This is a genomic window from Streptomyces sp. NPDC030021 (assembly GCF_055574035.1).
The window spans coordinates 15,952-27,051 of the sequence record NZ_JBVIAH010000025.1 but is presented as its reverse complement, the minus strand read 5'-3'; the positions used below and the strand labels follow the sequence as shown (position 1 = coordinate 27,051).

The window sequence follows — 11,100 nt, the reverse complement described above, 5'->3', positions numbered from 1 at the left end:
CTCAACCCCTCGCGCTCGCCTGCCCCGCACGGCCGGTGCCGGGCGTTTCACGGGTACTTCGGTGCCGGACGGCCGGCGGATGGGATCTTGTTTCGACGGCTGCCGGGGACCGGCCGGCTCCACCACCGCCACCAGCGCTGCCGCCACCGCGCGCCTCGCCGCCGAGGCGGTGGCGCATCCGGTGCAGCCCCCGGCGGGCGTGGCTCTTGACGGTGCCGAGCGGCAGTCCGGTGCGCTCGGCGATCTGGGCCTGGGTGAGGTCCGCGTAGAAGGCCATGGCCAGCACCTCCCGCTGTGCGCGGGGCAGTTTCGCCAGTTCGCCGGTGACGAGCACGCGGTCCAGGACGGTTTCCGGGCCCGCCACCGGCTCGCCCGTGGGCGGCAGGGCGGCGCCGGCCGCGGCGACCAGGACGAACCGGCGGGTACGGGCCGTGAGTGCGTCGGCGATCTTCCGCCGGGTGATGCCGACCAGCCAGCCCGGGAACGTCCCGCGCTCCGGCCGGTAGTTGGCGCGGCCCTGCCAGGCGGCCAGGAAGACCTGCTGGCTGACGTCCTCGGCCTCCCTGGAATCGCCGAGGGTACGGGCCGCCAGGGCGAGGACGAGCCCGCCCCAGCGCCGGTACGCGGCGCTCAGGCACCGCTCGTCGCCGCGTACGAAACCCTCGGCGACCTCGTGGTCGAGGAGCTGCTCCCGGGCCGCGATCGCGGGGGTCGGCCGGACGGTGACGCTCTGTGCGCTCATGGCGACTGCTCCTGGGGGTGTCTTGTCGATCGGGCCGGATCAGCGAGCGGGGTCCGGTGCCGTGTATCGCAAGGCGGACGAGGGAGGCGACGCGGAGCGTCGCCGACCGAGGACAACGCGGCGAGGCGCCGTGCCGGGCGCCGCGAGCCCGGCCTGATCGGCAAGACACCCCCCTAGGGGCCGGGAAAGGTTCCCGTCCAGATTCCGACCCGCCCGCGCATCGATTCCACTCGCATCGATTGTGCGTCGCATGATGGATCCATGAACGAGCCCGCACAGCCCGGCGAGGCTGCCGAGCCCGCCGAGCCCGCGCACGGTGTCACCACCGGAGCCGTGGCACGCCGGCTGGGGGTCGCGCCGACGACACTGCGTTCCTGGGACCGGCGGTACGGCATCGGGCCGGCCGCCCGCGAGGACGGCAGGCACCGGCGGTGGACCGCCGGGGACATCGCCGTCCTGCAGGAGATGTGCCGCCTGACCGCTTCGGGGGTGGCGCCCGCGGAGGCGGCGCGTGCCGCCCGGGCCGGGCCAGCGTCCACCGCGCCCGCTTCCGCCCCCGCCGCACCGGCCCGTCAGCCGGGATCGGGCAACGGCCTGCCGCTCGGCGACGTACGCCAGGAGTGCCGGGGGCTGGGCCGGGCCGCCGTGCGCCTCGATTCACCGACCATGGACGAGATGCTCGGCTCCCTGATCGGCAAGTACGGCCTGGTCACCACCTGGGAGGAGGTGATGGTGCCGACCCTGCACGCCGTGGGGCGCAAGTGGGAGACCTCGGGCGACCAGTACGTCGAGGTCGAGCACCTGCTCTCCTGGCACGTCTCGACCGCGCTGCGCCGCGTGAGCATCGGGGCGCTGTCCGGGCCCCGGGCGAGCGCTCCCCCGATCCTGCTGGCCTGCGTACCCGGCGAGCAGCACACGCTCCCCCTGGAGGCGCTCGCCGCCGGTCTCGCCGAACTGGGCCTGCCCGCCCGGATGTTCGGGGCAGCGGTGCCGCCAGAGGCGCTCGACCAGGCCGTGCGCCGGACGGGGCCGGTCGCGGTCGTGCTGTGGGCCCAGGCCCGCTCCACCGCGCACCACGCCCTGGCCCGGCACGTCGCCGACACCACCTGGGGGGTCAAGGGCGCCCGGGCCCGAACCAGGGTCCTCCTGGCGGGCCCCGGCTGGGCGGGGCCCGTACCCGCCCCGGGCATGCTGCGCCCCGGCGGGCTGCGGGAGGCACTGGGCCTGCTGCGCGGACTGAGCGAGGCGGCTACGACCGCAGCGGGAGCAGGCGGTGCGGCCGCTCAGCGCTCCTGACCGGCACGGGCCTGCTCGACCACGTCGCGGATCGCCCGCACGACGAGTCGCGGCTGCTCGACGGCGATGCCGTGGCCGCTGTCGGTGTCGGTGACGTGCCGGGCCCGCAGGTCCTCGGCCAGGCGCCGCTGGGCGGCCAGCCAGGCCGGCCAGGTCGATCCGCCTCCGACCGAGAGGTCCCACGGGTGGTCGGAGGTGAGCACGACGGCGGGCAGGCCGCGCGGCAGGGCCGGCGCCTCCCGCAGCTCCCGTACGGCGGCGGGGTAGTCGGGCTTTTCGAGGCCCTTCCCGGGGTCCGTGGCCCGGATCTTGTCCATCCACGCCGACCACTGGGCCGGTGTCAGGGTGTCCTTCAGGAACGGGGAGGCGCCGTCGACGGTCACCACCCCGGCGGCCCGCGCCGGTTCGGTCCGCGCGAACAGCGAGGCGATCATCGCTCCCCACGAGGCGCCGACCAGTACGTACGGCGGGTGCTCACCGGCCGCGGCGAGCGCCGCCCGCAGGTCCCTGACGCCCGCTGCCGCCGTGGTGGGCTGGGTGACCGGCGTCGAGCCGTTCGGCGTACCGTCCAGGCGGGTCGTACCGGGACGGTCGTAGGCGCACACCCGCGTGAACCGGGCGGCCTGCGGGAGCACCGCCGACGGACCGGGCTTCAGGCCGGCCTCCGGACGCGCGGCGTCCGCGATGTGCGTCCACTCGTCCGACGCGCCCCCGGCACCGGACACGAGCACGACCGTCGGGGACCCGGATCCGCGGCAGTCCAGCAGCACGCGGCGGCCGCCACCGATGTCCACCGGGCGGGCCGGACCGTCCCCGTCGTCCCGGGCCACCGCGGGCGCCGCCCCCGCGCACAGCGCGAGCGAGACGGCGAGGGTGACAGCGGCGGCGGACACGCGGCGGGCCCGGACCAGGCGTCTTCCGAACACCCGTCCAGTCTGGCACCGGCCGGTGACCGCCGACAGCCGGTGGGGTCACGGGCCGTCCTTGTCACAGGCTGTCCTTGTCACGGGCCGTCCTTGTCACGGGCCGTCCTTGCCGCGGGCCTGCCGGAAGCGGGCGAGCCCCTCCGGGAGCCCGACCACGGGGTCCGGGTAGTCGTACCGGGCCCGTTCCGGGCCGGCCAGCCGCCAGGGCTCGTGGACCGAAGAGCCCGGCAGTCCGGCGAGTTCCGGGACCCAGCGCCGTACGTACGCGCCGTCGGGGTCGTACCGCTTGCCCTGGATCACCGGGTTGAGCACCCGGTTGGGGCGGCTGTCGGTGCCGGTACCGGCCACCCACTGCCAGTTGAGCTGGTTGTTGGCCACGTCACCGTCGACCAACAGGTCGAGGAAGTGGCGGGCTCCGGCGCGCCAGTCGATGTAGAGCGTCTTGGTCAGGAAGGACGCGGCCAGCAGCCGGCCCCGGCCCGGCATCCAGCCCTCGTGGGCGAGTTGCCGCATGGCCGCGTCCACCACGGGGTAGCCGGTGCGGCCCTCCTTCCAGGCCAGCAGGTCGGCCTCGGCCGCCTTGCCGCGCCGCCAGCGGTCGTCCCGGGTGCGGTAGTCCCGGGCGGCGGCGCCGGGGCGGGCGGCGAGGAGCTGGTACTGGAAGTCGCGCCAGCAGAGCTGCCGTACGAAGGCCTCGGCGCCCGCCCCGCCCCGGGACCGCGCCCGGTACACGGCCTCGGCCGCCGAGACCGCGCCGAAGTGGACGTACGGGGAGAGGCGGGAGGTGGCGTCGCCGGGGAGGTCGTCGTGGCCTTCCTCGTACCCGTCGGCGTACTCCCCCAGCCAGTCCGTGAGCCGCTGCCTGCCCTCCCGCTCACCCCCGGTGGCCAGGCCCGCCGAGACGGACGCGACCGCGGCGCGGGACGGGAGCGCCTCGGAGCGGACGGCGCCGGGCACCCGGACCTCCCGCGGCGGCGCGAGCGGCTCGCGCAGCCGTTCGCCCGACCAGCGCCTGAAGTACGGGGTGAAGACGGCGAAGTGATCGGATCCGCTCGGTGTCACGGCGCCGGCGGGCAGGGCGGTGACCACGCCGTCATGGACGTACAGGCGCCGCCCGTCGGCCTCCAGGGCGCTGCGCAGCCGCTGCTCGCGGTGCAGGGCGAAGGCGCTGCACCCGGCCGCCATGTGCACCTCGTCGGCGTCGGCCTGCCGTACGACGGCGCACACCTCGGCGACGGGGTCCCCCGAGCGCACCACGAGCCGGCCGCCGCGCTCGCGCAGTCCGGAGTCGAGTCCGGCCAGGCAGTCCGCGAGGAAGGCGAGCCGGTTGGGCGCCGCGAAGCCGGCGCGGTCCACCGCCGGGTCCCGGACGAAGAGCGGAACGGTCTCGTTCCCCTGGCCCAGCGCGGCGCGCAGCGGCGGATGGTCGTGGACGCGGAGGTCCGAGGTGAACAGGACGACCGAGACGTTCATGGTGGTGCTCCTGGCATCGGGCCACCGGGCGGACGCTGGAGGTGCCGTGCGGTGGTCGCTGGGCTGGCCTTGCCCGTCATTCGGCGCGGGCGGCCGCGGCGGATGCAGCGGATCCGGCGGATGCGGCCGGGCCGCGGTCTTCACCCGCCTCCGCCGTGCGCGCGATGTTGCGGGCCATGCCCCCGAAGACCACGGCGTGGAACGGCGAGACGCTCCACCAGTACAGGTGACCGGCCAGGCCGCGCGGGTGGAAGAGCGCCCGCTGCCGGTACCGGGTGCGGCCGTCCCCGTCCTGCTCGGCGTACATCTCCAGCCAGGCGAGGCCGGGCAGCCGCATCTCGGCGCGGAGCCTGAGCAGCCTGCCGCGCTCGATCTCCTCCACCCGCCAGAAGTCGAGGGAGTCGCCGACCCGCAGGTGTGCGGCGTCCCGGCGGCCCCGGCGCAGTCCGACGCCCCCGACGAGCCGGTCGAACCAGCCGCGGACGGCCCAGGCGAGCGGGAAGGAGTACCAGCCGTTCTCCCCGCCGATCCCCTCCACGACCCGCCACAGGGCCTGCGGCGAGGCTTCGACGGTGCGTTCGCGCACATCGGAGTAGAGGCTGCCGCCGGCCCAGTCGGGGTCGGTGGGCAGCGGGTCGCTCGGCGCGCCGGGCACGGAGGCGGAGGACCAGCGGGTGAGGACCTGGGCGTCGCGGACCTTCTGGAGGGCGTAGGTGAGGGCCGTGTCGAAGTCGAGAGGGGTGCCGGGCGGGTCGGGCACCCAGGTGGCGATGTCGTGCTCGTCGCAGACGACCTCGTACTTGAGGGACTCCGCGAGGGGGCGGGCGATGGCACGGGGCACCGGGGTGACCAGGCCCACCCAGTGGCTGGAGAGCCGCGGGGTGAGGACCGGTACGGGCAGGATGAGCCGCTGGGGCAGCCCGTCGACCCGGGCGTAGCGGCGCATCATGTCGAGGTAGGTCAGGACGTCGGGGCCGCCGATGTCGAAGGCGCGGCTGACGTCGGCGGGCATACCGGCGCTGCCGACCAGGTAGCGCAGGACGTCACGGACGGCGATGGGCTGGATGCGGGTGCGCACCCAGCTGGGGGTGACCATCACGGGCAGCCGCTCGGTCAGGTAGCGGAGCATCTCGAAGGAGGCCGAGCCGGAGCCGATGATGACGGCGGCGCGGAGCACCGTGGTGGGGACCCCGGAGTCCAGGAGGATGCGCCCGACCTCGGCGCGGGAGCGCAGATGGGGCGAGAGGTCCCGGTCGGGAACCCCGCTCGGGGTGAGTCCGCCCAGGTAGACGATGCGGCGGACGCCGGCGGCGCGGGCCTGCTCGGCGAAGTTCCGTGCGGCGAGGCGGTCGGTGTGCTCGAAGTCGCGCCCGGTGCCGAGCGCGTGCACGAGGTAGTAGGCGACGTCCACGTCCCGCAGCGCGGGGGCGAGCGACGCGGCGTCGGTGACGTCGCCGCGGACGATCTCCGCCTGCCCGGCCCAGGGGTGGTCGCGCAGTTTCTCCGGGGTGCGGGCGAGGCAGCGCACCCGGTGGCCCGCGGTGATGAGCTCGGGGACGAGCCGGCCGCCGATGTAGCCGGTGGCTCCGGTGACCAGGCACCGTGTGCCCTGGGCCGAGGGTCCTTGTGCGTCCGTCATGGAGTTGCTCCGATCGGGTGTCGCGGGTGCTCCCCGGAGTTCTTCCGGGGGCACGGTCCGGCTGGATGCACGGACCGCCGCCCACGAGCTGATCGTCCGGAGCGCGCCTACTTCGGCATGAGGACCGTGTCGACGATGTAGACGGTGGCATTGGCGGTGCGGACGTCGCCGCAGACCACCTTGGAGGAGTTGTTCACCTGGTAGGCGCTGCCCGAGCCCTTGGTGGTGATCATTCCCTTCTGGAGGGTCTGGAAGGAACCGCTCCCCAGTTGCTGCGGGGTGAGCTTCTCGCCCACCACGTGGTACGTGAGGATCTTGGTCAGGGTCGCCTTGTCCGCCAGGAGCTTGTCCAGGTCAGCCTTCGGGATCTTCGCGAACGCGTCGTTGGTCGGCGCGAACACCGTGATGTCCTGGGCGTTGTTCAGCGTGTCCACCAGGCCGGCCTTCTTCACGGCCGAGACCAGGGTCGACAGCGCCGGGTTGTTCGAGGCGGCGGTGGCCACCGGATCCTGCGCCATACCGTCGAAGGAGCCCGCGCCGCTCTTGGGCACCGAGGCGCACGCAGGGCCGAACGGACCGCCCGCGCCCGTATCGATCTCGCCGATCGGCTGGGGTGAAGAGACCGCGCCGGGCGCGGCGGCCCCCTGATTGCTCGTACTCTCCTCCGAACAGGCGGACAGTGCCAGCGGAAGCAGCACTGCGGCGGTCACGGCGAGGGCGGCACGGCGGAAGGTGTGAATGCTCATGGTCTCTCCTGCGTCTACGGAACTCACCCATCGGTGAGTCACGCCGCCTATTCGGCACCGGCCCTCATCCGGATGGCCCCATCACCCGAACGAACGGCGACCCGCACAAGCTGTCGAACAACGTTCCGGGGCTGCCGAAGGTCATGTCCGCCGCGACCCATCCACCTGCCCCTCGGCTCCGAATGAGCTGTGCAACCGAGTACTCCTGGAGGACCTCCCCGGTGAGAGAGAACGTGCGCATAGGCCGGCATCCGTCGGCCGCTCCCGACCTGCCGGAACTGATGGGCCGGGTGGCCCGCGGTGATCAGCAGGCGTTCACGGCCGTCTTCGAGGCGGTGTCGGGCCCCGTGCTGGGCCTCGTACGGACCGTGCTGCGGGACCCGGCCCAGTCCGAGGAGGTCGCCCAGGAAGTACTGGTCGAGCTCTGGCGGACCGCCGCCCGCTACCAGCCCTCGCGGGGCTCGGTGATGAACTGGGTGCTGACCCTGGCCCACCGGCGGGCCGTCGACCGGGTGCGTTCCGCGCAGGCGTCGACCAACCGTGAGAAGCGGGCGGCGCTGCTGGACCACACCACGGCCTACGACGAGGTGGTGGAGCAGGTGGAGACCCGGCTGGAGCGCGAGCAGGTACGGCGTTGTCTGCACGGACTCAGCGAGCTGCAGCGCCAGTCGGTCACCCTGGCGTACTACCGCGGCCTGACCCACCGGGAGGTCGCGGAGTTGCTGGCCCTGCCGTTGGGTACGGTGAAGACACGGCTGCGCGACGGGCTCATCCGGCTTCGTGACTGCCTGGGGGTGGGCGTGTGAACACCGCGGATCCGCACACATTGACGGGCGCCTACGTGCTCGACGCCCTGGAACCGGACGAGCGGACCGCCGTCGAGCGGCACCTCGCCGACTGCGTGTCCTGCTCGCAGGAGGTCCGGGAGTTCTCCGAGACCGTCACGCGCCTCGGGCTCGCCGTGGCGGCACCGCCGAGTCCCGCGCTGCGGGACGCGGTGATGCGCCGGATCGCGACGGTACGCCAGGAAGGGCCCTCGACGGTGAAGTCCGGACGCGGCGGCCACGTACGGCCCCGCTGGCGGCCGGTCTCGAACTGGGCCCTGGCGGCCTGCATCGCGGCGGCCGTGGCGCTCGGCGGTGTCGCGGTGTCGCAGTACGAACAGGCCGAGGACGCCCGGCAGCAGGCGCAGCAGGCCCGTCTCACGAACGACGCGGTCGGCGCGGTGCTCGCGGCCGCCGACGCCCGGGTGGCCACGGCGCCGCTGCGGGGCGGAGCGGTGGGCACGGTGGTCGTCTCGGCCTCCCGCAACCAGGCGGTCTTCGCGGCCTCCGGCATGCCGGCGCCGCCCGGCGGCAAGGTGTACCAGCTCTGGTACAACGACGGCGCCGGGAAGATGCGTTCGGCGGGGCTGATGGACACCGGTACCCCGGCGACGGCCACCCTGCTCGACGGCCCGGTCAACGCGGCGTCGGGGATGGGCGTCACCGTCGAACCTGCCGGCGGCTCGCCGCATCCGACTTCGGCTCCGGTGGCCCTGCTGGCCTTCCCCACGGTCTGAGCCCGGCGCGGCTCAGACGGCCGAAGACGCCCGGAAGCGGTTGCGGTACTCCGTCGGCGTCGTGTCGAGCTTGCGGCGGAAGGCACGGACGAGGGTGTCGGTCGTGTTGAAGCCGCAGACGGTCGCGACGCGTTCGAGGGTGTCGTCCGTGGACTCCAGCCGGTTCCGGGCCACTTCGACGCGGGCCGATTCGATGTAGGCGGCCGGGGTCGTCCCCAGTTCCGTCTTGAAGATCCGGGTGAGCTGCCGTTCGCCGACGTGCGCCTGTTCGGCGAGGTCGGCGACGGTGAGCTCCTCGGCGAGGTTCCGCATGATGTAGTGGCGGAGGTCCTCGATGCGCCGGGTCGTCGACACCGGTTCGAGCGGGACGCTGAACTGGCTCTGCCCGCCCGGCCGTTTCAGGTACATCACCAGCTGGCGGGCGACGCGCAGGGCGACGGCCTCGCCGAAGTCGTCGGCGACGAGGGCGAGCGAGAGGTCGAGGCAGGCGCTGATCCCGGCGCCGGTCCACACGTCCTGGTCCCGGATGAAGATCGGATCGGCGTCGACCTCGATCGAGGGGTGCTCGTCGGCGAGTTGGCGGGCGGTCGACCAGTGGGTGGTGGCCCGTCTGCCGTCCAGCAACCCGGCGTCCGCGAGGATGTGCGCGCCCACGCAGACGGATGCGACGCGCCGGGCCGTGGCGGCGAGGGTCCGCACCCGGTCGACCACGGCGGGGTCGGCGAGGGCCCGGACCCGGCCCCGGCCGTCGACCTCCACCGACCCGGGCACCAGCAGGGTGTCGATGGTGCGCCCCGCCACCTCCTGGAAGGTGGTGTCGGGGAGGATCCGGACTCCGGCGGAGGTGGTGACGGGGTCCATGGTCTCGGCGGCCAGGGCCACGCGGTATCCCGATGCCTCGCCCAGCTCCCGCTGCAGCAGGGCGAACACCTCAGGCGGTCCGGTGACGTCCAGCAGGTCGACGCCGTCGAAGAGGACGACGACGATGAACCGTCCGACGGTGCTCAAGGGGGTCTCCGTTCGGTGCGACGACGGCCGTGTCAGGGCCCACCGTATGTCGGTTTCTGCGGGTTGGATGACATTGCCGACATCCGGGGTGGGTCATAGCGTGGAGAGCACGGCCGCCGCTCTGCGGCCGGCACCTCTCGACGTGACACCCCAGGAGGGTATTTCCATGTCCAAGACGACCCTGCGCGATCTGAGCGGCCTCGATCAGAGCCCGGCGTCGCCGGCCGGAGCCACGCTGATCCTGATCGACTGCCAGAACACCTACACCCGGGGCGTGATGGAGCTGACGGGATGGGAGGCCGCCCTCGACGCGGCCGCCGCGCTGCTGGCCCGGGCCCGTGAGGCCGGGGCGAAGGTCATCCATGTGATCAACGACGGCGGCGAGGGAAGCCCCTACGACATCCGGGCCGAGATCGGCCGGATCCACCCCCGGGTGGCTCCCGCCGAAGGCGAACCCGTGGTCGTCAAGACGGTCCCCAACGCCTTCGTCGACACGGACCTCGGCGACCACGTGGACGCCGCCGGCCACAAGGACGTCATCCTCGCCGGGTTCATGACCCACATGTGCGTGACCTTCACCGCGGAAGGCGCGTTCCTGCGGGGCAACCGGCCCACGGTCGTCGCGGACGCCTGCGCGACCCGGCCGCTGCGGACGGCGGTCGCCGAGGTGTCCGCCGAGCAGCTCCACCACGCCGCGCTCGCCACCATCGCCGATCTCTACGGAGTCGTCGTCCCGTCCGTCTCCTCCCTCGGCTGAGCCGGCGGCGGCCGGGCCGGTCAGCCCGCCGTCGCCACGAGGCGACGCAGCGCGGCCTGGGCGGGCGGGCCCCAGGTGGGCTTGCCGCCCGGGCGGCCACGGACTCCGGCCTCGCCGATGAGGATGCCGCCGAGGGCGCGCTGCACGGCCCAGCCGCGGGCGCGGCGCAGGGTCGCCTCGTCCGGGGTCGGCCGGTAGGCGGCGTGGAAGCGGTCGGCGGCGCCGTCCGGCAGCAGGATCCAGGGGGCGGCGAGGTCGCAGGCCGGATCGCCCGCGCAGAGATCACCGAAGTCGATCACACCGCAGAAGGAGCCGTCGGCGGTGAGGACGTTGGCCGGATGGAGGTCTCCGTGGAGCCACAGCGCCGGGCCCGCCCAGACAGGCGCGGCGACGGCGTCCTCCCAGACCGCGCGGACGGCGTCCGGATCGGGGATCAGCCCCAGCCCGGTGGCCGAGGCCAGCCCCTCGGCGAACCCGTCGGCGGTTGCCGCCAACGGCCCCCCGCGGCCGTAGCTGCCGACGGGTGCCCCGTCGGGGGCGGGCCGGTGAAGAGCCGTCAGGAAGGCGGCCAGCCCTTCGGCCGCGTCGGCGGCGTTCGTGGCGGGGGCGCGGTCGGCGGGCTCGCCGGGCACCCAGGTGGTGACGATCCAGGGGCGCGGGAACCTCTCGGAGGGCTCGCCGATGCGCTGCGGGACGGGAACGGGCAGAGGCAGGGCCGGGGCGAGGGCGGGCAGCCAGGCGTGCTCCTTGCGCAGCAGCGCGTCCGCGGACGGCGTCGCCCAGGGCAGCCGGACGGCGAGGTCCTCCCCGAGCCGCCACAGCTGGTTGTCCCAGCCCCGGGCGCCGAACCGCACGGGGCGATCCGCCAGATCGGGGTGCTGGTCGCGTAACAGGTCCCGGACCAGCTCCGCGGTGACCTCTGTTTCGGTGTGCGTCATGCGGACCAACCCTA

10 protein-coding genes and 1 pseudogene are annotated in these 11,100 nt (G+C 74.1%); 4 read left to right on the top strand and 7 right to left on the bottom strand.

The window, feature by feature from the left end:
- Positions 1–160: 160 nt before the first annotated feature.
- Positions 161–742 (bottom strand): annotated as a pseudogene (locus tag ACZ4YL_RS35135) (sigma-70 family RNA polymerase sigma factor); the annotation flags it as partial.
- 261 nt (positions 743–1,003) lie between these two features.
- On the opposite strand from ACZ4YL_RS35135, the gene ACZ4YL_RS35130 reads away from it, so the two are divergent.
- Positions 1,004–2,038: a MerR family transcriptional regulator gene (locus ACZ4YL_RS35130; RefSeq protein ID WP_468121958.1), complete on the top strand. Its 1,035-nt coding sequence runs from the start codon at positions 1,004–1,006 to the stop codon at positions 2,036–2,038.
- Here ACZ4YL_RS35130 and ACZ4YL_RS35125 read toward each other — a convergent pair.
- From ACZ4YL_RS35125 to ACZ4YL_RS35110, 4 genes are all read right to left on the bottom strand, one after another.
- A complete protein-coding gene (locus ACZ4YL_RS35125; protein ID WP_468121957.1) occupies positions 2,026–2,964 on the bottom strand; it encodes an alpha/beta fold hydrolase in 939 nt (312 codons plus the stop codon). The genes ACZ4YL_RS35130 and ACZ4YL_RS35125 overlap by 13 nt on opposite strands.
- 93 nt (positions 2,965–3,057) lie before the next feature.
- Positions 3,058–4,437, bottom strand: a complete 1,380-nt coding sequence (locus tag ACZ4YL_RS35120) for a cryptochrome/photolyase family protein (protein WP_468121956.1) — start codon at positions 4,435–4,437, stop codon at positions 3,058–3,060.
- A 76-nt stretch (positions 4,438–4,513) separates the two neighbouring features.
- Positions 4,514–6,076, bottom strand: a complete 1,563-nt coding sequence (locus ACZ4YL_RS35115; protein ID WP_468121955.1) for an SDR family oxidoreductase — start codon at positions 6,074–6,076, stop codon at positions 4,514–4,516.
- A gap of 107 nt (positions 6,077–6,183) precedes the next feature.
- Positions 6,184–6,822: a fasciclin domain-containing protein gene (locus ACZ4YL_RS35110; RefSeq protein WP_468121954.1), complete on the bottom strand. Its 639-nt coding sequence runs from the start codon at positions 6,820–6,822 to the stop codon at positions 6,184–6,186.
- 221 nt (positions 6,823–7,043) lie between these two features.
- On the opposite strand from ACZ4YL_RS35110, the gene ACZ4YL_RS35105 reads away from it, so the two are divergent.
- Entirely contained in the window at positions 7,044–7,628 is a 585-nt protein-coding gene (locus ACZ4YL_RS35105; RefSeq protein WP_468121953.1) for a sigma-70 family RNA polymerase sigma factor, read from the top strand.
- Positions 7,625–8,383 (top strand): anti-sigma factor, encoded by a 759-nt coding sequence (locus ACZ4YL_RS35100; protein WP_468121952.1) that lies wholly within the window; start codon positions 7,625–7,627, stop codon positions 8,381–8,383. Before ACZ4YL_RS35105 ends, ACZ4YL_RS35100 begins: the two co-directional genes overlap by 4 nt.
- A 12-nt stretch (positions 8,384–8,395) precedes the next feature.
- Here the strand turns inward: ACZ4YL_RS35100 and ACZ4YL_RS35095 are convergent, their stop codons facing one another.
- Complete coding sequence (locus tag ACZ4YL_RS35095) at positions 8,396–9,391, bottom strand: GlxA family transcriptional regulator (RefSeq protein ID WP_468121951.1); 996 nt, start codon at positions 9,389–9,391, stop codon at positions 8,396–8,398.
- A 166-nt stretch (positions 9,392–9,557) separates the two neighbouring features.
- Between ACZ4YL_RS35095 and ACZ4YL_RS35090 the strand changes: the two genes are divergently transcribed.
- Positions 9,558–10,148 carry an isochorismatase family protein gene (locus ACZ4YL_RS35090; protein ID WP_468121949.1) on the top strand — a complete coding sequence of 197 codons (591 nt, stop codon included), beginning with the start codon at positions 9,558–9,560 and terminating at the stop codon, positions 10,146–10,148.
- A 20-nt stretch (positions 10,149–10,168) separates the two neighbouring features.
- On the opposite strand, the gene ACZ4YL_RS35085 is transcribed toward ACZ4YL_RS35090, so the two are convergent.
- A complete protein-coding gene (locus ACZ4YL_RS35085) occupies positions 10,169–11,086 on the bottom strand; it encodes an aminoglycoside phosphotransferase family protein (protein ID WP_468121947.1) in 918 nt (305 codons plus the stop codon).
- Positions 11,087–11,100: the final 14 nt, after the last annotated feature.

What these genes read in the sequence shown, in the direction of transcription:
- ACZ4YL_RS35130 (WP_468121958.1), top strand. Translation starts at nt 1,004, where the DNA reads ATGAACGAGCCCGCACAGCCCGGCGAGGCTGCCGAGCCCGCCGAGCCC.
- ACZ4YL_RS35120 (WP_468121956.1), bottom strand. Translation starts at nt 4,437, where the DNA reads ATGAACGTCTCGGTCGTCCTGTTCACCTCGGACCTCCGCGTCCACGAC.
- ACZ4YL_RS35115 (WP_468121955.1), bottom strand. Translation starts at nt 6,076, where the DNA reads ATGACGGACGCACAAGGACCCTCGGCCCAGGGCACACGGTGCCTGGTC.
- ACZ4YL_RS35110 (WP_468121954.1), bottom strand. Translation starts at nt 6,822, where the DNA reads ATGAGCATTCACACCTTCCGCCGTGCCGCCCTCGCCGTGACCGCCGCA.
- ACZ4YL_RS35090 (WP_468121949.1), top strand. Translation starts at nt 9,558, where the DNA reads ATGTCCAAGACGACCCTGCGCGATCTGAGCGGCCTCGATCAGAGCCCG.
- ACZ4YL_RS35085 (WP_468121947.1), bottom strand. Translation starts at nt 11,086, where the DNA reads ATGACGCACACCGAAACAGAGGTCACCGCGGAGCTGGTCCGGGACCTG.